The sequence below is a fragment of the Nonomuraea basaltis genome, assembly GCF_005893125.1.
GTDB lineage: Bacteria > Actinomycetota > Actinomycetes > Streptosporangiales > Streptosporangiaceae > Nonomuraea > Nonomuraea basaltis.
In genome coordinates, this window is the sequence record NZ_VCJS01000002.1 from 145,653 (window position 1) to 165,623 (window position 19,971).

At 70.6% G+C, this 19,971-nt stretch carries 12 protein-coding genes; 5 read left to right on the forward strand and 7 right to left on the reverse strand.

Annotated elements, in window-relative coordinates; genetic code table 11:
• Positions 1–223: 223 nt before the first annotated feature.
• From EJK15_RS01515 to EJK15_RS01530, 4 genes are all read left to right on the forward strand, one after another.
• Positions 224–4,426 (forward strand): cation-translocating P-type ATPase, encoded by a 4,203-nt coding sequence (locus tag EJK15_RS01515; RefSeq protein ID WP_206060593.1) that lies wholly within the window; start codon positions 224–226, stop codon positions 4,424–4,426.
• A gap of 132 nt (positions 4,427–4,558) precedes the next feature.
• On the forward strand, positions 4,559–5,212 hold the full coding sequence (locus EJK15_RS01520) for a DinB family protein (protein ID WP_138708512.1): 654 nt from the start codon (positions 4,559–4,561) through the stop codon (positions 5,210–5,212).
• A gap of 150 nt (positions 5,213–5,362) precedes the next feature.
• The gene (locus tag EJK15_RS01525; RefSeq protein WP_138708513.1) at positions 5,363–8,698 is read left to right on the forward strand and encodes an ATP-binding protein; all 3,336 of its coding nucleotides are present in this window, start codon (positions 5,363–5,365) and stop codon (positions 8,696–8,698) included.
• Between the two features lie 131 nt (positions 8,699–8,829).
• Complete coding sequence (locus EJK15_RS01530) at positions 8,830–9,462, forward strand: hemerythrin domain-containing protein (protein WP_240776697.1); 633 nt, start codon at positions 8,830–8,832, stop codon at positions 9,460–9,462.
• Between the two features lie 59 nt (positions 9,463–9,521).
• Here EJK15_RS01530 and EJK15_RS01535 read toward each other — a convergent pair whose 3' ends face one another.
• The 3 genes from EJK15_RS01535 to EJK15_RS01545 form a co-directional block, all read right to left on the reverse strand.
• Positions 9,522–10,775 (reverse strand): MFS transporter, encoded by a 1,254-nt coding sequence (locus EJK15_RS01535; protein WP_138708515.1) that lies wholly within the window; start codon positions 10,773–10,775, stop codon positions 9,522–9,524.
• A gap of 313 nt (positions 10,776–11,088) precedes the next feature.
• Complete coding sequence (locus EJK15_RS01540) at positions 11,089–12,408, reverse strand: MFS transporter (protein WP_138708516.1); 1,320 nt, start codon at positions 12,406–12,408, stop codon at positions 11,089–11,091.
• A gap of 104 nt (positions 12,409–12,512) precedes the next feature.
• A complete protein-coding gene (locus EJK15_RS01545) occupies positions 12,513–14,150 on the reverse strand; it encodes an AMP-binding protein (RefSeq protein WP_138708517.1) in 1,638 nt (545 codons plus the stop codon).
• Between the two features lie 87 nt (positions 14,151–14,237).
• Here EJK15_RS01545 and EJK15_RS01550 point away from each other — a divergent pair, with 87 nt between their 5' ends.
• Positions 14,238–15,116 (forward strand): helix-turn-helix transcriptional regulator, encoded by an 879-nt coding sequence (locus EJK15_RS01550; protein ID WP_138708518.1) that lies wholly within the window; start codon positions 14,238–14,240, stop codon positions 15,114–15,116.
• A 53-nt stretch (positions 15,117–15,169) separates the two neighbouring features.
• On the opposite strand, the gene EJK15_RS01555 is transcribed toward EJK15_RS01550, so the two are convergent.
• The 4 genes from EJK15_RS01555 to EJK15_RS01570 are packed head-to-tail and all read right to left on the reverse strand — an operon-like array spanning position 15,170 to position 19,906.
• The gene (locus EJK15_RS01555; RefSeq protein ID WP_138708519.1) at positions 15,170–16,852 is read right to left on the reverse strand and encodes an amylo-alpha-1,6-glucosidase; all 1,683 of its coding nucleotides are present in this window, start codon (positions 16,850–16,852) and stop codon (positions 15,170–15,172) included.
• 17 nt (positions 16,853–16,869) lie between these two features.
• Complete coding sequence (locus tag EJK15_RS01560; RefSeq protein WP_138708520.1) at positions 16,870–17,676, reverse strand: carbohydrate ABC transporter permease; 807 nt, start codon at positions 17,674–17,676, stop codon at positions 16,870–16,872.
• Complete coding sequence (locus EJK15_RS01565; protein WP_138708521.1) at positions 17,673–18,626, reverse strand: carbohydrate ABC transporter permease; 954 nt, start codon at positions 18,624–18,626, stop codon at positions 17,673–17,675. Before EJK15_RS01565 ends, EJK15_RS01560 begins: the two co-directional genes overlap by 4 nt.
• A 5-nt stretch (positions 18,627–18,631) precedes the next feature.
• A complete protein-coding gene (locus EJK15_RS01570) occupies positions 18,632–19,906 on the reverse strand; it encodes a sugar ABC transporter substrate-binding protein (protein ID WP_138708522.1) in 1,275 nt (424 codons plus the stop codon).
• Positions 19,907–19,971: the final 65 nt, after the last annotated feature.

A 19,971-nucleotide genomic window follows, 5' to 3' on the forward strand; every position in this document is an offset into this window, starting at 1 on the left:
TGTTCGACGACGCACAGCGCATATCTTGCTGGGACGTCACATGCGCGGCAGTGTCGAAGGGACTACTGGTAAGGCCGGACGGCGGACCCGCTGTGCGGGGGCGGCGGCGTACGTCTCCGTAAATCTCTCGTTCATTGAGATTTAATCTGCACCGCAGACTGATCTCGGCAGGCGGGGTACGGGGACACGCATGCTCGGACACATCACCCGTCCCCTACGCCGGATGGCGAGCACCGTCGGTGCCCTCGGAGGGCGCTCCACCTGGAGCTATCCGGGCCGCATCCATCTGGAGCTGCTGCGCAGGCCCGTCCCCGAGGCCGAGATCGAGACCAGGCTGCAGACCGTGCCGGGAGTGCGATGGGCGCGGGTCAACGTGCCGCTGGGCCGGGCGATCGTCGCGCTGGACGACCCCCCGCCGGACACGGCCGAGCTGATGAGGGCGCTTGACGAGGCGGAAGCAGCGACTGAGGAGAAATCGGAAGCGGTCGTGCCCGACGAGCCGCCGCCGGGGCTGGTCCTCGCGGCGGACGTCGGCGGCATTCTGGCGACCGGGCTGGAGTGGCTGATCCAGCGCACGCCACTCCCCGCGGAGGCGGCCGGTCTGCTGGGGCTGGTGGACAACCTCCCACGGTTGCAAGAGGCGATCAACGACGCGATTCCCACCCATCCGTTGAAGACGTGGCTGCCTGTGGCGGGCGCCGCCGTGCAGGGTCTCGCGCCGGGTATGACCGGGCTGGCGGTGGACGTGGCTCAGCGCCTGGTGCAGCTGCGCGAGCGCCACGCCGAGGAGATCACCTGGCGGACGGCGGAGGAGAGCCTGACCGGAACGCCGGAGCGGGCGGCCGCCTCCGAGATTCCTGTGGAGCGGCCGGTCGCCCTGCCACCGGGCCCGGCGGAGCGTTACGCCGACCAGTTGCTCACCGGAGCGCCACTGGGCGGGATGGCCGGGACGCTGCTGAGCATGAACGCGCGGCGCGGCCTGCAGACCGCGATGATCTGCACGCCCAAGGCGGCCTTCGCGGGCCGGGAGACGTTCGCGGCCGAGCTCGGCATCATGCTGTCGGGCCGGGGCGTGGTCGTCACGGACTGGCACGCGCTGCGGCGGCTGGACCGGATCGACACGGTGGTGTTCGACGAGGAGGTGCTGCTGTCGCCGCGCAGCGTGGTCAGCGAGGTGACGCCGGCGCCCGGAGCCGACCCCGAGGAGGTGGCCACCTGGCTCTACCGGCTGTTCGACCCCGACCGGCCGAGCGCCACGCGGCAGGACGGCCCGTGGCGGCTGCGCGGTCGCGGCGCCAAGCTGACGTTGACCCGCGACGGTAAGAAACAAGCGGCCGCCGAGACGGCCCGCCAGCGCTCGCCGGGCGCGGAGGCAGCCGTCGCCGCGGTGCGCAAGGCCGGGCTGCGGCTCGTCGTGCGACCGGGTGTGGACGCCGAGCAGGTGCGGCAGTTGCAGGCGGAAGGGGCCGGTGTGCTGCTGGTGTCCGCGGACCGCCGCGCATTGGCACAGGCCGACTGCGGGGCCGGTGTGCTGCCGTCGTCCTCAAGCGGCCGGGCGCTGAAGTCCTCGAATGGCTCGGCGCGGGCGAACGCGGCGCGAACGGACGTTCCCTGGGGTGCCCACGTGCTGTTCAGGGACGGGCTGCGCCCGCTCGTGGCCTTGATCGCTGCCGTGGTGGCGGCGCGCCAGGTGGCTGTCGACGGCGTGCGGCTGGCTCGCGCGGGCACCGGAGTCGGCGCCCTGCTCGCGCTCACCTCCCCTGCCGCCCGGTCGGCGGCGCACGCATTGGCCGCGGTGAACGTCGTGACCTTCCTGTCGATGGGCCACGGCGCCTGGCGTGCCTGGCGTGCGGCACGGACTCCCGCGCGAGCCCCGGCGGACCCGCGGCCGTGGCATGCGATGCCGGTCGAGGCGGTGCTGCGCGAGTTGGACACCGGGCTCGACGGCCTCACCGCCGGCGAAGCCGATCGGCGCCGCCGCGCGGTCGCGGCCGCCACGCGGCCCTCACTGCTGCGCGAGACGGCGGCGGAGCTGGCCAACCCGTTCACGCCCGTGCTCGCCGCCGGCGCTGCCGGCTCGGCCGTGGTCGGCTCGCCAGTCGACGCCGCCCTGGTGGCCGGCGTCATGGGGCTGTCGGCCTTGGCCGGGGGCGTGCAGCGGATGGCCACCGCCAGGACGCTGGCCGAGCTGGCCGGTCACGTACGCGTGCCCGCCCGGGTGCTGCGCGAAGGCGTGGAACGCGACGTCGACGCCCGTGACCTGGTCGAAGGAGACGTCGTGCGGCTCTCGGCGGGCCAGGTGGTGCCGGCCGACTGCCGGATCGTGGCGGCGGACGGGCTGGAGGCCGACGAATCGGCCCTGACCGGCGAGTCCCTGCCGGTGACCAAAGACGCGGCGCCGGTCTTCGCCCGCGAGGTCGCCGAGCGCCGTTCGGTGTTGTATGAGAGCACCTCGATCGCAGCCGGCACCGCCACGGCGGTCGTGGTGGCCGTGGGCGACGCCACCGAGGCGGGCAGCGCCATGGCCGCCGCGCAAGAGACGGCGCCGCGCAGCGGGGTGGCCGACCGGCTGGCCCAGATCACCCGGGCCACCACGCCGATCGCCCTCGGCTCGGCGGCGGCCCTGACCCTGGCCGGTCTGGTCCGCGGCCGGCCGCTGCGCCAGACGCTCGGTGAGGGCGTCAGCCTCGCCGTGGCCGCCGTGCCGGAAGGACTTCCGCTGCTGGTCAGCGCGGCCCAGCTGGCGGCGGCCCGGCGTCTGTCCAAGCACGGCGTGCACGTGCGCGATCCGCGTACCATCGAGGCGCTCGGCCGGGTCGAGGTGCTGTGCTTCGACAAGACGGGCACGCTCACCGCGGGCGAGATCCGGCTGGCCCGCGTCTGCGACGCCCGGCGCGAGGCGCCCCTCCACGAGCTGGGCGATCTGCGCGAGGTCATCGCCGCCGGGCTGCGGGCGACACCGGGCGAGGAGGGCAACGGTGAGCACAGCCACCTCACCGACGCCGCCGTCGCCGCCGGAGCCAAGGACGCCGGCGTGACCCGCAGGACGGGCGCGCGCGGCTGGCGCGAGCTGGCGGCGCTGCCGTTCGAACCGTCCAGGGGCTTCCACGCCACCCTGGGCCGCTCCGGCCGCACCCGCCTGCTCAGCGTCAAAGGGGCACCCGAGACCGTGCTCCCGCGCTGCGCCCGCGTGCGGGTGAGCGGCGCCGAGCGCCCTCTGGACGACAAGGAGCTGCGCCGCATCGAGGAACGCGTCGAACACCTGGCCGCCTCCGGGCACCGCGTCCTCGCCGTGGCCGAACGCGGGCAGGCGGGCGGGCTCGCCGACGCCGACGTGGCCGACCTCACCTTCGTCGGCCTGCTCGGTCTTGCCGACGTCGTACGGCACGCCGCCAGCCCTGCCGTCACCCGCCTGCGCGCGGCCGGCGTACAGATCGTCATGCTCACCGGCGATCACCCCAGCACGGCCGGCGCCATCGCCGCCGAGCTGATCACCGACGAGCCGCGCGTCCTCACCGGCGCCGAGCTGGACGACCTGGACGACCCCGAGCTGGCCGAGCGGCTGCCGTCCATCGACGTGGTGGCTCGCTGCACCCCGGAGCAGAAGGTCCAGGTCGTACGCGCCTTCCAGCAGCTCGGCAAGGTCGTGGCCATGACCGGCGACGGCGCCAACGACGCCGCCGGCATCCGGCTGGCCGACGTCGGCATCGCCCTCGGCGGCACCGGCACCCCCGCCGCGCGGGCCGCGGCCGACCTCGTCGTGAGCGACGACCGGCTGGAGACCATCGTCTCGGCGCTGGCCGAAGGCCGCGCCATGTGGGCCTCGGTCCGCGAGGCACTGGCCATTCTGGTCGGCGGCAACGTGGGCGAGATCGGCTTCACCCTGCTCGGCGCGCTCTCCACCGGCGCCTCCCCGCTGTCGGCCCGCCAGCTCCTGCTGGTCAACATGCTCACCGACCTGGCGCCCGCGCTGGCCATCGCGCTGCGCGCGCCCTCTCCGGAGAAGGCGGCGAACCTCCTGCAAGAGGGTCCGGAGAGCTCCCTGGGGCAGGCGCTCACGCGCGACATCGCCCGGCGGGCCCTGATCACCGCGTTCGGCGCCGGGCTCGGCTGGACGCTGGCCCGCTTCACCGGCACGGCGGCCCGAGCCCGTACGGTCGGGCTGGTCTCCCTGATCGGCACCCAGCTGGCCCAGACGCTGCAGGCCGCGGGACGCGACCGGACCGTTCTGCTCAGCGCCCTCGGCTCGGCGGTGGCACTGGTCGCGATCGTCCAGACGCCCGGCGTCAGCCACTTCTTCGGCTCGACGCCGCTCGGCCCGGCGGCCTGGCTCATCGCAGTCGGCGCCGTGACCACCGCGCTCATCTGCGACCGGGTCGCCGAACAACCGTTGAACAGGCTTATGGATAGATTCATACCGAATTAGCCTCCGGCCGCGGCGATCACGCTGCTCGCGGCGGCCTCCGTCACGGTCACGCTCGTGCTGGCCGCCGGGGACCGCCGCGAACATCTCCCGGCCCGCATCCGCACATCGACCCGGCCTCGTAGGCTTTGCCGCATGCCACAGAGCGGAGAACCGCACATGCTGGTGAGCGGGAAGCACGTGCGCCAGGCCGTCGACCACTGCATCAACGGCCTCACTGGCGTCCCTGCGGCCCAATGGCATGTCCGTGCCGGCGGCCTGGAGTGGACGTGCTGGGAGACCCTCGAGCACCTCGCGGACGACCTGCTCACCTACGCGCTGCGGTTCGGGCTCGCGCACCCGATGGACGTGCCACGCGTGCCGCTGCGAATCTCCCGTGATCGACCCGAAGGGCCGGCCAATGTCATCTTCGGCGACGAGGAGGCAGGGCCTGAGGGACTCCTGACCGTTGTGGAGGCTTGCGGCGGACTGCTCGCAACAGTCGTCGACACCACCGCCCCCACCGCCTTGGCCCCGCACGTCTTCGACGCCTCCGACCCGGAGGGATTCGCCGCGATGGGCGTCGTCGAGACCCTCGTCCACACCCACGACATCGCTCAGGGAATGCACCGCTCCTGGGAGCCCCCACAGGACTTGAGCGAGCGAGCCCTCGCGCGGCTCTTCCCCGACGTACCCATCACCGATACTCCGTGGTCGACCCTCTTGTGGGCTACCGGACGCATCGAGACGCCTGATCGCCCCCGCCGGACGAACTGGCGCTGGTACGGCGCACCGCGCAGCCGCGGCTGACCCGGCTCACCGGAGCGTCGGCGCGGGCACTCATCCCTTCGGCGCGACGCACCATCGGCCGTGGCGTGTCATGGGACAGAATCGACGCGTTCCAGCAGGTGGTGGACGCCCCTGGCGTCGTGATACGTGGGACCATATGCTGCTCCCCTTATGGTGCGCATACGCATTCTCGGGCAATTCCAGGTGGAAGTGGCGGGTCGCCGGGTGGAGCCCGGCTCGCCACTGCAGCGGGCGGTGCTGGCCCGGCTGATCTGCGCCGGTGGTCATGTGGTCTCCACCGACCAGTTCATCGACGACCTGTGGCACGGTCAGCCGCCGCCCAAGGCGCTGGGGGCGTTGCAGGCGTACGTTTCGAACCTGCGGCGGGTGCTGGAGCCGGGCCGGGCCCCGCGCACCCCGGCCCAGGTGCTGGCCAGCGCCCCGCCCGGTTACCGGCTGCGGTTGGCGGCGGAGGCTGTGGACGCCTGGCGTCTCCCGCACCTGGTGGAGGGCGCGGCCGCCCTGCTCACCGCCGCGGATCCGGCCAAGGCGCTGGGCATGGCCGATGAGGCGCTGGGCATGTGGAGCGGCCCGGCCTACGCCGAGTTCGCCGAGGACGCCTGGGCGGTTCCCGAGGCGGCGAAGTTGGAGGAGCTGCGGCTGATCGCGGTGGAGTACCGCGCCGAGGCGCGGCTCTCGCTCGGCCGGCACCTGGAGGTCGGGCCGGAGCTCGAGCGGCATGTCGCGCTGCATCCGCTGCGGGAGAACGCGGTGCGGCTGCTGGCGCTGGCTCACTACCGGGCCGGGCGGCAAGGCGACGCCCTGGCGGTGCTGCGCAGGACCCGGCAGTTGCTCGCCGAGGAGCTCGGCGTGGATCCGGGGCCGGCGCTGACCGCCCTGCAGGCCGGCATACTCAGCCACGCCGCGGCACTCGACCTGACCACGGTCATCCCAGGCCCGGTGACGACCGGCCCGTCCCGGCAGGCTCCGGAACCCGCCGGTCCTGTTCCCGCGGCCACCGGCCCTGTCGCGGCGCCGCCTTCGCCCCGGATGATCGGCCGTACCGCCGAGCTGGGCCGGTTGCTGGCCGCCGCCGGGCAGACGCGCAACGGTTTCCGGGTGGCCTGGCTCGGCGGTGATCCGGGCGTGGGGAAGAGCACGCTCGCTGAGGCGCTGCTGCGGCGGCTGTGCGATGAGGGCTGGCAGGTCGCCGTCGGCCGGTGCCCGGAGACGCTCGGCGGGGCGCCGCCGGCGTGGGCGTGGAGCGAGGTGCTGCGCTCCCTGTCGGCCGTCCATCGGCCCGCCCCCGAGATCGCCGCGCGGCTGGCCCCGCTGCTGAGCGATGACGCCGAGCAGATCGGCCAGTTCTGGCTCGCCCGCGCCGCTGGGGACTACCTGCAAGGCATGCCCCGGCCGCTGCTTGTGGTGCTGGAGGACGTGCACCGCGCCGATGACGAGACCCTGCAGCTGCTGCGCCATCTCGCTCCCCGGCTGGCCCAGAGCGCGGTCTTGGTACTGCTCACCCACCGGCCCGCCGAAGCCGGCGCCGATCTGCTCGGCACCCGGGCGGCGCTGGCCGGGCAGAGCGCCGAGGACATCGACCTGGCCGGGCTGGATGCCGAGGAGGTCCGCGAGCTGCTGGTGGAACGCTCCGGCGTGCAGGTGGACGCGGCGATCATCCGCACGGTGACCGAACGCACCGAGGGCAATCCGCTGTTCGTCGCCGAGACCGCCCGGCTGCTGGCCGTCGAGGGCCCCTCGGCCGCGCATACGCTGCCACCGGGCGTGCGCGACCTGATCCGCCGTCGCATCGCCCGCCTGCCGGCCACCACCCAGACCACCCTGCGCAACGCCGCCGTGCTCGGCCGCGACGCCGAGGCCGACGTGCTGATCGCCATGCCCGACGCCGACGAGGAGAGCGTGCTCGACGGCCTGGAGGCCGGCGTGCTGGCCGGGCTGCTCACCGAACCCCGCCCGGGCCACGTGCGCTTCACCCACATCCTGGTCCGCGAGACGCTGTATGAGGGCATCCCCCGGCTGCGCCGCATCCGGCTGCACGCGAAGATCTTGACCGCAATGGAGAGGGTCCGGCCCGGCGATGTCACCGCGCTCGGCCACCACGCCCTGGCCGCCGCGACCACGGCAACGGCACGCAGCGCCGCCGAGTACGCGCGGAAAGCGGCCGAGCACGCCTCGGCGCTGTACGCCCACCGGGAGGCCGCCACCCTGCTCCACGGCGCCCTCGACGCGCTCGACCTCGCAACCGATGCCGCCCACGAACTCCGGGTGGACCTGATGTGCCGCCTGGTCGCCGCGCAAGCCCACGCGGGCGACGTCGCCAGCGCGCTGGCGAACCGATCGGCCGCGCTGGCCATCGCGAAGATGACCGGCGCCCCTGACGCGATCGCCCGTGCCGCGATCTCCTTCCACGCGCCGGTCATCTGGTCGATCAAAGGCTCCCACGAGATCGAAACCGACCTTGTCGAGGCCATCCAGAGCCTGCTGGCCACCGCGACCGGCGAGATGCGGTGCCGCCTGCTCATCGCCCTCGTCCAGGAAATGGAGAGCGCCGGCCCGGAGCTGTTGGCGGACACCAGCGCGGAGGCGGTCGAGATCGCCCGCGGCATCGGCGATCCACATCTGCTCTGCATGGCGCTGAACGCCCGTTACTGGGTGGTGGTGCCGCCCGGCCGCCGCGACGAGCTGGAAGCCCTCGGCCATGAGCTGCTGGAGATCTCGGCCCGCGCCGGGCTGCTCGGCTACCAGACCCTCGGCCACCACGCCCTGTGCGTGGTCGCGCTCGGCCGCAACGACTGGGCCACGGCCCGCCGGCACGCCGACCAGGCGACCGAGCATTCCACCACCGGCCAACTCGGTCTCTCCCTCGCCATCATCGCCTTCCTCGACGCGCTCCACCTGTCGATCACGGGAAAGTTCGCCGAGGCGGAGGCCGCCTACACCCTCCTCACCGACCGAATAGCCGAGGTGACCGGGCCCGCTGTCCACATCTTCGGTGCACTGGCGCGCTTCTCGGTGCGCCTGGCCTGCGGCCGCGCCCACGAGTCGGTGACCGAGCTGGCGGCCGCGCGCGACCGAATCCCCCATCGCTTCGACGAGTTCTACGTCCGCGCGCTCGTCGCCGCCGGGCGCCTGGACGAGGCTCGGGCCGCATGGCCGGCGCACCGCATGCCCGAGCGGGAGGCGTTTCAGATGATCAGCCTCGCCCTCCGCGCGGCCAACGCGATCGCGCTGGATGTGCGTGAGGTGGCCGAGGAGTGCTACCGCACGCTCCTGCCCTACCGTGAGGAGATGGCCGGCCTGTACACCGTGTCGGTCACCCTCGGACCGGTCTCCCTCACCCTGGGCGAGCTGGCGGAATTCCTGGGAGAGCCGGCCACCGCGGCGCAGCACTACGCCACCGCCGCCGAGGTCGCCGCCGAGATCGGCTCCACGCACTGGCGGCAACGGGCGCTCGAGGCGCTCGCCGAGGTGCGGTCCCGAAGCTGAGCGGCCCGCTTGGCGGACGAGCGGATTCCTTGGCAGCCCCACCAAGTGGTCGGCAAATGGGCCCCAAGCGCGGTGAGCCACCGTGGTCACGTATCCCCCGACGCCCCGATCCGACGACAGGGAGAACGACCGTGACCACCCCCGACCTCACCGTCTTCCGCATCATGCACCGTGCCATGCGCGGCGACCTCCACCGGCTCGTCAAGCTCGCCAGGCAGATCGAAGCCGACCGCGAACACGCCGGCCAGGCCCGGGCCACCGCGATCGCCGGCTTCGCCGCCGACATCTGCAAGGCGATCCACCATCACCACACCAGGGAGGACGAGGTGGTCTGGCCGCTCATCGAGCGGTCCGCCGGGGCCGCCGTGGACCTCACCGACCTCTCCGACGACCATGCGGAACTCGGCCCGCTGCTCGACCGGCTGCGTGCCACGGCCCAGGGCTTCGCGGCCGGTCAGCACGTCGCCGAGTTCGGGGCCGCCGTCCGTGAGCTCTCCGAGCACCTCGACGAGCACATCGAGGAGGAGGAGCGGAAGATCTTCCCGATCATCGAGAAGTACGTCTCGGTCCCCGACTGGCAGGAGATGGAGAAATCCCTCCGCAAGGGTGGCGACATACGCTTCGAGCTGGGATGGGTGGACCAGTACGCCACACCGCAGGAGATGGCGCACATCCGCAAGGCGGCTGGGCTGATCATCACGATCATGATAGCCCTGATGAGGCCTGGTCACCGGCGCCGCCACCGGCTCCTCTTCGGCGGCTGACGGCCCCTCATCACTCAGGATCAGAACGGACGGCGGCGCCACCTCCTGAGCCCCGACGCTCATGTCAGATCGGCCCCGCGGCGCTCGGGTATCAGGAACATCGCGACGATTTCCAGCAGGTAGATCCCGGCGAGCAGGGCGATGGCGACGGGGAAGCCGTGACTGCCGGCGATCAGGGCGATGACCAGCGGCGCGAAACCTCCGACGCCTCGTCCCAGGTTGAACAGCACGTTCTGGGCGGTGGTGCGGACGGCGGTGGTGTACGACTCGGCCATCAGGGCGCCGAGCCCGCCGAGCATGCCGTTGACGAAGAAGCCCATGACCGCCCCGCCCACCAGCAGGAGCGTGGCGTCACTCAGCCGGCTGTAGATCAGGAGGCTGACGATGGCCCCGCTCTGGTACAGCCAGAAGGCCGGGCGCCGGCCGATCCGGTCGGCCAGGAGGCCGAAGACGTAGATCCCGCACGCCATGCCGACCACGGTCACGGCGGTCCACAGACCCGACTTGACCAGGCTGAAGCCGAAGGTCGTCGACAGGTGCGTCGGCAGCCAGGTCATCACACCGTAGTAGCCGAAGTTCTGCACCGAACAGAGGACGAGGATGCCGATGGTGGCCCTGAGCGTCACCGGATCACTGACCAGGAGCCGGAAGGGCATGCGTTCGGTCTTCGCGGCCTGCCTGGTCCGCAGGAAGAGCTCGGGCTCGCGCATCCTGTTGCGCAGGACGAAGGCCAGCACCGCGGGGATCGCCCCGATGGCGAAGAGGCCGCGCCAGCCGAGGGCGGAGATGATCAACGGGGACAGCAGGGCGGCGAGCAGCACGCCCGACTGCCAGCCCAGGCCCACCAGCGCGGTCGCCCGTGCCCGTTTGCCGGCCGGCCACGCCTCGGCGGCCAGCGTCATGCCGATGCCGAACTCCCCGCCGAGCCCCAGACCGGCCAGGAAACGGAACACCGCCAGGATTTCCACGTTGGGGGCCAGCGCGCATAATCCGGTGAAGACGGCGAACAGCAGAATGGACAGGGTGAGCATCCGGACCCGGCCGAACCGGTCCGCCAGAATCCCGAAGACCAAACCACCGATTACCGCACCCCACAGGGTGACGCTGGTCAGCGTTCCGACCTCCGGCAGCCCGACGCCCATGTCGCTGGCGATGGCCCCGAGCGCGAAGCTCAGAATCAGCAGGTCGAAGCCGTCCATCGCGTAGCCGGCCACGGACGCGACGATGGCTTTTCTCGCGTAGGAGCCGACCCGATCCGCTGAGTCGCGGGAGCCGGCGGTGCCTTTGCCCTGGCTGTCAATATTGTTCCGCATCCGCGCTCCCAACGATTCTCGCCAGAGACAAGGCATATGGCCGCCCCGCATTGGATCGTCAAGGGTCGAACTCGTTTCGTCTGCGTGGCGAGATCGGCCGGAGCCACCACCATCATTTCTGATGGTCACATCGGCTGTCACGACCACTGTCATGTTCTTCATCGGCGGCTGATTGGCACACCACAGGAGTTCCGGAACTGTAGACACCGCCTTGAGGACCGTCGACAGCCAACGAGTTACCTCCTGGGATCGCCGCGGAGGCAAACGCAGCACAGAGACCGCCCGTGCACAGGCGGCCTCCATGCTGCCGAGGTCAGCTCAACGTTGGTTGCCCGACCGGCTGGCTGCTCATCGTGACACTCTTCGTTTCCCTCAGTCCGAAAGTGCACGACAGGCTGAGCAAGGCCATTGCCGCAAGGTAGAAGCCGATCGCGTGGCTGCCGTAGGAGGACACCAGCCACGCCGCGATCAGCGGAGGCACCGCGCCGCCGAGCACTCCGGCGAGGTTGTAGGCGACGCCGGCGCCGGTGTAGCGGTAGCGAGCGTGGAAGAGCTCCGGCAGGTGCGCCCCCGCTGGACCATAGGCGACGCCGACGATGGCCAGCGTGACACTCACGCCCACGGCGAACGCGGCAGGTGTGCCGATGTCGAGCACCGGGAACAGGGCGGGAGACCAGACCAGCGCGACACCGTTCGCGATCATGGTGACCCGTCGGCGCCCGATCCGATCGGAGTAGAGCGCCGAGAGGATCGTCGAGGCCGCGAAGCACAGGCCCGCCCCGATGCCGATCGACAGGACCGTGGGCCTGCTGAGCTCGAGCGCGGTGGTTCCGTACGAGGTCAGGTAGGTGACCCCCATGTAGAAGAACGCGAACAGCATGGTGATGGATCCGGCCGCGAGCAGCACTTCACGGGGCTGACGCCGAGACACCTCGAACAGCGGGACGCGAGCGGTCGATTCGCGAGATGAGATCTCCGCGAAAGCGGGGGTCTCATCGATCTTCAGCCGGACGTAGAGTCCGATCAGCACCAGCAGCAAGCTCGCGACGAACGGGATGCGCCAGCCGTAGGACAGGAACTGTTCCCCGCTCATCGTCAGGCTTGTGGTCAGGAACGTGGCGCTCGCGAGCACGAACGCGAGCGACGGGCCCAGCTGCGGGAACATCGCGAACCTGCCGCGTCGTTGCGCCGGCGCGTGTTCGGCCGTGAGCAGCACCGCGCCCGCCCATTCGCCGCCCACGGCCAGGCCCTGGCACAACCGGAGGGCGACGAGCAGGATGGGGGCGGCCACGCCGATGGTCCCCGCTGTGGGCAGCAGGCCGATGGCGAAGGTCGCGAGTCCCATCAACAGCAACGTACTCACCAGGGTCGCCTTCCGGCCGACCCGGTCGCCAAAGTGTCCGAAAAGAATCGAGCCGAACGGCCGGGCCAGGAAGGCCACGCCAAAGGTGGCCAGCGAGGCAATCGTTCCGGCGGCAGGGCCGAGGGCGGGGAAGAAGCTGTCGCTGAAGACCAGTGCAGCGGCGGTGCCGAAGATGAAGAAGTCGTAGAACTCCACCGTTGTGCCGATCAGGCTCGCGAGTGCGATCCGGCCCATGGGCTTCTGGGAGGGGGTGGCAGGCACGTCGTCCATGGCGTCTCCTGGGCGATCGAAGTCGAGTGAGTATTGATAGGGACTGTCGGGCGCGAGTCATCAGCCATGGTCGTTCCATGCCTTACGGTGATCGTTTTCCTTTCTCACGCGCTTGCGATGTCCTCCGCGTCGTGCAGGCCCAGCAGGTCAACGGCGCGTTCCCGCATCTCCACCTTGCGGATCTTGCCGGTGACGGTCATCGGGAACTGGTCGACCAGGTGGACATACCGGGGGATCTTGTAATGCGCCAGGCGCCCCGTGCAGAACTGCCTGACTTGGTCGGCCGCGAGCGGCTCGGCGCCGGGACGCATCACGATCCAGGCCATCAGCTCCTCGCCGTACGTGCTGTCGGGGACGCCGATCACCTGGACATCGGCGATGTAGGGATGGGAGTAGAGGTATTCCTCCACCTCGCGCGGGTAAATGTTCTCGCCGCCGCGGATGACCATGTCCTTGATCCGGCCGACGATGTTGACGTAGCCCTCGGTGTCCATGGTGGCCAGGTCGCCGGTGTGCATCCAGCGGGCCGCGTCGATCGCCTCGGCGGTCTTGTCGGGCTCGTTCCAGTAGCCGAGCATCACCGAGTATCCGCGGGTGCATAGTTCACCGGGCTCGCCGCGGCGCAGCACCAGGCCGGTGTCCGGATCGACGATCTTCACCTCCAGGTGCGGCATGACCCGGCCGACGGTCTCGGTGCGGCGGGCCAGGCCGTCGTCGCGTCGGGTCATCGTGGACACCGGAGAGGTCTCGGTCATGCCATAGCAGATCGCCACCTCGCTCATGTGCATCTCGCCGGCCACCCGCTTCATCACCTCGACCGGGCACGGCGAGCCGGCCATGATCCCGGTACGCAGGCTGGACAGGTCGAACTCGCCGAAGCGCGGGTGGCCGAGCTCGGCGATGAACATGGTGGGCACGCCGTACAGAGAGGTGCACCGCTCGCTCTCCACGGCCCGCAACGTGGCTTCGGGGTCGAAGCCGGGCGCCGGGAGCACCACGCAGGCGCCGTGCGAGGTCGCCGCCAGGTCGCCCATGACCATGCCGAAGCAGTGGTAGAGCGGCACCGGCAGGCACACTCGGTCGGCCTCGGTGTAGTCGAGCCCTTCCGCGACGAAGTAGCCGTTGTTGAGGATGTTGTGGTGGGACAGCGTCGCACCCTTGGGGAAGCCGGTGGTGCCGGAGGTGTACTGGATGTTGATCGGGTCGTCGAAGGCCAGCGTGGCCGCCCGTTCGCGCAGGGCGGCGGGGTCGGCGCGGCGGCCCGTTTCCACCAGCTCGTCCCAGCCGGGCTCGCCGATGAACACCGTGCGCTCGAAGCCGATCTCGGTGAGCATCGCCCGGTAGTCGCTGGTGCGGTGCCGAACGGCGCTGATCAGCAGGCGCATGCCAGACTGGCGGACCACGTAGTCCAGCTCGTGGCTGCGATAAGCAGGGTTGACGTTGACCAGGATCGCGCCGATCTTCGCGGTGGCGTACTGGGTCAGCACCCACTCGGCGCAGTTGGGCGCCCAGATGCCGACCCGATCACCCTTGGCGATGCCCGTCGCCAGCAGGCCGAGAGCCACCTCGTTCACGGCGGCGTCGAGCTTCGCGTAGGTCCAGCGCCGGCCTGTGGGCACGTCGACCAGCGCTTCACGGTCGGCGTGCCGGGCCGCGGCGCGCTCCAGGTTCTCTCCGATTGTCTCGCCCAGCATGGCTGCCGCGGAGACGCCGGATGCGTAGGAGATCAGTGAGTCACCCATGTCTGGAAGCATCAGCCCGGTCAGAAGGGAGCGCTACCCCCGTTCAGGGGTAGCCGCGAAGCGCAGACCGCGTGACATTCTGATGACATGGCGGTAACACATTCTCCGGCGGGTGCCCCGGTGCCTCAGCTCGGCGTGCTCCTGCGGGCCGCCCTGGGCCGCATGCGGCACGCGACCGGCCTGCCCGTCACCTTTGGCGGCGCCGTCGCGCTCAATAGCCGCAACGTGCGCCTCACGGAGCTCACCGGCACCTGCACCGATGCGCTGCGCGGGCTGGTTATCCGCGCCGGCAACGGCCTCGGCGGACGGGTCCTGGTCACCGCCCGGCCCGGCAGCGTGGAGGACTACGCCACCGACGCACGCATCAGCCACGAATATGACGAGCCGGTGACCGCCGAGGGCCTGCGGGCGATCGCGGCCGTCCCGGTCGTGGTGGGCGAGTCCGTGTTCGGCGTCCTGTACGGCGGCATCCGCCAGCCGCTGCCGCTCGGCACTCGGGTGCTGGACGCCATGAGCCAGGTCGCGACGCGGCTGGGCATCGAGCTGACCGTCCGGTCGGAGGTGCAGCGACGGGTGGCCGACCTGGAAACAGCCGCGATCACCCGCGCGGCCCGCGAGGATGCACCCACCGCACCAGAATGGGAACAACTGCGCGAAGCGCACGCTGAACTACGCTCGATCGCCCAGCAGATCACCGACCCTGCCCTGCGCCACCGCCTCCAGGCCGTTTGCGACCGGCTGCCCCCGTCCCGCAGCAGACCCACCTTGAACAACCCGCTGTCATCCCGGGAACTCGACGTGCTGTCCCTGGTCGCAGTGGGCTGCAGCAACGCAGAAGCGGGACGGCGCCTGCGCCTGCAGCCCGAGACGGCCAAGAGCTACCTGCGCAGCGCGATGCGCAAGCTCGGCACGCACACCCGGATGGAGACGGTGATCGCAGCCAGACGGGCGGGCCTTCTTCCCTGACCGCGGCCGGCCATCGAGCACGCCATCTCACCGGCCGGCCGCGCCCCTTCATGTCAAAGTCGCGATCGCTCCCCGCTTCGCCGTTCGTGGGCGGCGGCCAGGATGAGGTAGGCGCTGGCCGTCCAGGTGTAGGCGCGGTCGCGCAGGCCTTCACCGGTGCGGGCGTCGAAATTCTCGGCGAACCCGGACTTCTCGCACAAACTTCGGAAGCGGGCGCTGATCTCGTCGGCAAGATGGTGGTATCCGGCGCGGCGCAGACCGTCCTCGATCAGGATGGTCGAGGGCGCCCAGATGGGACCGCGCCAGTAGCCGTCGTCCTGGTAGTGGTCAGAGGTAGGCAGCTCGGTGGCGGGTCCGAACGCGGTCAGATGGGCCTCGATCCGGGCGGCGAGCGCGGCGCGCACGACTTCGGGCAGCTCCTCCCCCAGCACGATCGGCATGAGGTCGAGCAGGCTTGAGCTGGACCAGGTCCGTCCCGAGTGCGCGCCCCGGGCGACGAACCGTTCGCCGTCCCATAGCTCGGCGAGGAGCGCCTCGCGCATCCGGTCGGCTTGCAGCGTCCATCGGGCGGCCGCGCCCGGGTCGGGGGCCAGGCGGACGAGCGCGCGCATCTGGAGGACGAGGAAGGCGGCCAGGTCGGCGGTCTCGACGACGCGCTCGGGGTCGAAGGTGGTGGCGTTGTCCCAGCCGCTGTCGTTGCCGTGCTGGTAGTGCGGCAGCTCCCGGCCGGGTACGCGCCGGGCGTCCAGCCAGAAGGTGGTCCACCGCTCCAGCAGCCGGTACGTCTCCACCGGCTCGACCGCGGGAGACAGATTCCGCAGCGCCCAGCCGTGGATGGGCGGCTTGACGAAGTTGTAGAGGATCTCGGAGTGGGTGACGGAGTCGGGCAGCGCTCCCGCGGTGTCCTGGTGGTCGAAGGGCAGCAGGAACTGGTCCCAGGCCAGGCCGGGCAGGCCGCCGGCCAGGGCCATGGCGTTGAAGCAGTGGTCCCAGCTCCACACCTTGTTCATCCAGTGCTTGGACATGAGCACGGCAGGCCGGGTGACGAATCCGGCCGGGCGCACGGTGGCCGACCACAGCACGTACGCGGCCAGCTCGGCGGCGGGCGTCCGGTCGCTGCGCCAGGGCGCGACCGCCCCGGCGAACGCGTCGAATTCGGCTCTCGCCGTCTTGACGACCTGTTCGAAGGGGTCCGTGCTCGCATAGGGGGCACGGGCGGTCTCGTACTCCTCGATGGCGATCTCCCACTCGCCGTCCAGGACGATGCCGCGCTCGGCGGTGCCGAGCGCCTGCGCGCCGAGATGCTCTGCCTGCCCGCTGAGGAGGGTGATCCGGTAGCGGCACCCGGTCTGGTAGACGGTGAAGACGTACGATCCGTCGACGGGGTCCCGATAGAAGTACGGGCCGCTGAACGGGGTCAGGACGGGGTCGGCGGCCAGCAGGCGCAGCCCCAGGCCGCGACTCTTGACGCGCACGGTGTCGGCGCTTTCGTAGGCGAGGTCGATCCGGTTGCCGTCGTGACTCCAGGTGAGCTGGTGCGGGGCGGCCGTGACGACCGCCTCGGCGGTGGGGATCAGCCTCAGGATCGGGTGCATGCCGGTCTGGTGTGAAACCAGGTGCACGTCTTGGGCGTAGGTCTTCTCCGCCACCACGGGCGAGAAGCCGAACCAGGATCCGTGGTAGCTGAACGGGATTTCCCACAGGGAGAACACCGGGCCGGAGGCGGCGACGGTCATGAAAGGAGGGTCCCTTCTTAGTCTTTGACTGCGCCTGCGGTGACGCCGGCGGCGACGTAGCGCTGGGCGACGACGAGCAGGATGGTGGCCGGGATGGAGGCGATCACAGCGGTGGCCATGATGGCGTTCCACTCCTGGTTGTTGTTGCCGATGTAGTGGTAGATGCCGAGGGTGATCGGCTGGTGGTCGCCGCCCTGGTCGAGGGTGCTGGCGAAGATGAAGTCCGACCACGCCCACAGGAACGCGAACAGCGACACGGTGATGAGGGAGTTGCGGCTGACCGGCAGCACGATCGACCAGAACGTGCGTACCACCCCGGCGCCGTCGGTGCGGGCGGCCTGCAGCAGCTCTTCGGGGATGCCGCCCATGAACGTGGTGAGGATCAGCACGGCGAACGGTACGGCGAGGGTGGAGTCGGCGACGATCAGCCCGGGGACGGTGTTGAGCACGCCGGCGTTGAGGAAGATGGCGTAAAAGCCCATCGCCATGATGATCCCGGGGATCATCTGCGCGATCAGCAACACGAAGCTCAGCGCGCCGCCGCCGCGCGGGCGCAGCTTGGCCAGCGAGTACGCGGCCGGCGCCGCGAGCAGCAGCGTCACCGTCACCGTGCCCAGCCCGACGACCAGGCTCACGCCCAGGTACGGCAGCTGCTGGTCGAGGACCGCCCGGTAGCCCTCCAGCGTTCCGTTGAGCGGGAACCAGTTCGGCGGGCTCTTGCGCATGTCGGTGTCACGGGTGAAGGACACGTTGATCATCCAGTAGACCGGGAACAGCATCACGCCGGTCAGCACCAGCCCGATCGCGGTCTTCCAGTGCCTCATGCCAGTGCCTGCTTCCGCTGCACGCGGATGTAGATCAGCCCGAAGACGAGCGCCATCACGATCAGCAGGTTGCCCACGGCCGCACCGGGCCCGAAGGAGGGCACCAGGTTGCCGAACCCGAGCCGGTAGGACCAGGTGGCGAACGTGGTGGAGGCCCCGCTCGGCCCGCCCTTGGTCATGATCCAGATGATGTCGAACACCTTCAGCGTGTAGACCAGCCCGAGCAGGATGGTGATCGCCGACACCGGGCGCAGCAGCGGGAAGGTCACCTTCCAGAACCGCTGCCAGCCGGTGGCCCCGTCCAGCGCGGCGGCCTCGTACACGGCCGGCGGGATCGCCTGCAGCCCGGAGTACAGCACCACCAGGTTGAACGGGACGCCGATCCAGACGTTGGCGATGATGACCGACCACAGCGACCAGTCCGGCGAGGTCAGCCAGTTCACCGGGCCGATGCCGAACCCGGTCAGCACCGCGTTGACCACGCCGGAGTCGCTGTTGAGCATCCACGACCAGGTCGAGGCCGACACGATCAGCGGCAGCAGCCACGGCACCAGGAACAACGCCCGCAACGTGGCCGACAGCCGGAAGTGCTTCACGAAGAACAGAGCCAGCCCCAGCCCGATGCCGAACTGGAAGGCCAGCGACACCAGCGTGAACACCGCCGTGTGCCACAGCGCGGGACCGAACGTCGCGTCGCCGAAGACCCTGGCGTAGTTGGCGAACCCCGTGAAGGGCGCATCCCCCTGCACGAACGAGCGCACCGTGTAGTTGCGCAGGCTCAGCTCGACGTTGCGATACAGCGGATAGGCGTAGAACACCAGCAGGTAGACGACGACCGGGGCCAGGAACGCCCAGGCGGCCCACTGCCCCGATCGGGTGCGTGCCACCGCCCGCCGGCCACGTCCCGCCACAGGGGCGGGACGCGCCGGCGTCTGCAGGACTCTGCTCATCACTGCTACTGGGTCGCGCTCGTCGCGGCGGACTGCGCCGCCGTCATCGCCTCCTGCGGCGAATTCGAGCCGCTCAGCGCCGCCTGCACCGCGCCCCACATCGGCTCGGAGATCTTCGGATACTTCGTCCCCAGGTCGTCGCCGGTGCGGCCCTTGGCCGCCTTGACAGCCTCCACCCACACCTTCAGCTCGGGGTTGGCCGCCACTTGCTTGGCCTGCACCGCCTCGGTGGGCGCGATGTAGGACAGGGTGGTCGTCGTGGCGAGCGAGTTGTCGGTGCTGCTCAGGCAGGTCACCAGCTTCTGCGAGGTGGCGTAGCGGGCGGTGTCGGCCTGCACCGGGACGCTGACGAACTCGCCGCCGGTCGGCGCCGGCGCGTTGCCGCCGTCCTTGCCCGGGACGGGGATGATGCCGTACGCGAAGCCGGCCTCCTTGGCGTTGGCCAGCTGCCAGGTGCCGTTCTCGGCGAAGGCGTAGTCGCCGCCGGCGAACTCCTGCCAGCTCGTGGTCTGGGTGTTGTTGATGACGGAGTTGGGGGCGTACCCCTTCTTCAGCCAGTCGGTCCACAGCGCCACCGCCGACACGCCCTCGGGCGAGTCGAGCTTGGTGAGCTGCGCGCCGGAGCCCCAGAACCAGGGCAGGAACTGGAAACTGCCCTCCTCGGTGCCGATCGCCGAGAAGGTGATGCCCTTCTTCCCTGCCGCCTTCACCTTCTCCAGCGCCGCGGTCAGCGACGCCCAGTCCTTCACCGAGGCGATGTCAACCCCGGCCTCCTTCAGGACGTCCTCGTTGTAGTACAGGGCCAGGGTGTTGGCGCCGATCGGGACCCCGTAGGTCTTGCCCCCGCTCTGCCCGGCGGCCAGCAGGTTCGGCGCGAGCGCCGAGACGTCGAGCTTGTTCTCCTCGGTCGTCGTCAGCACACCGGCCTCGGCCAGCGTCGAGACGACCGGGTTGTCCACGATGAGCACGTCCGGCGAGTTGCCCTGCTGGGCGGCCAGCAGGGCCTTGTTGGTCAGGTCGCTGGTGTCGTAACCGGTCCGCTCGACCTTCACCCCCGCCTGCGTGCCGCACGTCTCCAGCAGCTTCACCCACTCCGAGCTCTTGTCGTACTGCGGGTACGGGTCCCAGATCGTGTAGGCCCCGCCACCGGCCGCCTGGCTCGCGCTCGTGGAGCCGCTGCCGCCGCTGGACGATGACGAGCAGGCGACGAGCCCGCCCACGGCGGCCAGGACCGCCAGACCCACGCCGGCCGCACGCCGGCTCCTTGCCGCTGATTTCATTGAGCTGACCTCCGCTGACAGGCGTTACGCGGCTGTTTCTGATCGATGTCGAATCGATTCGCCGA

Bases quoted from the DNA above. Each gene is read 5' to 3' on its own strand.
- EJK15_RS01535 (WP_138708515.1), bottom strand. From the start codon at position 10,775: ATGCGGAACAATATTGACAGCCAGGGCAAAGGCACCGCCGGCTCCCGC.
- EJK15_RS01560 (WP_138708520.1), bottom strand. From the start codon at position 17,676: ATGAGGCACTGGAAGACCGCGATCGGGCTGGTGCTGACCGGCGTGATG.
- EJK15_RS01550 (WP_138708518.1), top strand. From the start codon at position 14,238: ATGGCGGTAACACATTCTCCGGCGGGTGCCCCGGTGCCTCAGCTCGGC.
- EJK15_RS01555 (WP_138708519.1), bottom strand. From the start codon at position 16,852: ATGACCGTCGCCGCCTCCGGCCCGGTGTTCTCCCTGTGGGAAATCCCG.
- EJK15_RS01520 (WP_138708512.1), top strand. From the start codon at position 4,559: ATGCCACAGAGCGGAGAACCGCACATGCTGGTGAGCGGGAAGCACGTG.
- EJK15_RS01570 (WP_138708522.1), bottom strand. From the start codon at position 19,906: ATGAAATCAGCGGCAAGGAGCCGGCGTGCGGCCGGCGTGGGTCTGGCG.
- EJK15_RS01545 (WP_138708517.1), bottom strand. From the start codon at position 14,150: ATGGGTGACTCACTGATCTCCTACGCATCCGGCGTCTCCGCGGCAGCC.
- EJK15_RS01565 (WP_138708521.1), bottom strand. From the start codon at position 18,626: ATGAGCAGAGTCCTGCAGACGCCGGCGCGTCCCGCCCCTGTGGCGGGA.
- EJK15_RS01525 (WP_138708513.1), top strand. From the start codon at position 5,363: ATGGTGCGCATACGCATTCTCGGGCAATTCCAGGTGGAAGTGGCGGGT.
- EJK15_RS01515 (WP_206060593.1), top strand. From the start codon at position 224: ATGGCGAGCACCGTCGGTGCCCTCGGAGGGCGCTCCACCTGGAGCTAT.
- EJK15_RS01540 (WP_138708516.1), bottom strand. From the start codon at position 12,408: ATGGACGACGTGCCTGCCACCCCCTCCCAGAAGCCCATGGGCCGGATC.